The 326-nt window shown below is 68.4% G+C and carries 1 protein-coding gene; it reads left to right on the top strand.

The window, feature by feature from the left end:
* Positions 1 to 326 (top strand): methyl-accepting chemotaxis protein (locus LT948_RS33110; protein ID WP_232197181.1); only part of this gene is annotated, 326 nt, incomplete at both ends.

Here is a 326-nt window from a genome sequence, read left to right as displayed (position 1 = left end):
GCCGCCGCCCAGGAAATCGCCCGCAACGCCGCCGATGCCTCGCACCATGCGTCCGACGCCAACCACCAGGCCGAGGACGGCAAGCAGGTGGTCGAGCAGACCATCCGCGCGATGAACGAGCTTTCCGAGAAGATCAGCGCCTCCTGCGCCAACATCGAGGCCCTCAACAGCCGCACGGTGAACATCGGCCAGATCCTCGAAGTGATCAAGGGCATCTCCGAGCAGACCAACCTGCTCGCCCTCAACGCCGCCATCGAAGCCGCCCGCGCCGGCGAGGCCGGACGCGGCTTCGCGGTGGTCGCCGACGAGGTGCGCAACCTGGCCCA

Origin of the sequence: Pseudomonas sp. CP-1, assembly GCF_021213715.1 — a bacterium.
Taxonomy (GTDB): Bacteria; Pseudomonadota; Gammaproteobacteria; order Pseudomonadales; family Pseudomonadaceae; genus Pseudomonas; species Pseudomonas aeruginosa.
The sequence above is the reverse complement of the archived record's forward strand: the minus strand, read 5'-3'. Positions and strand labels throughout refer to the sequence as shown.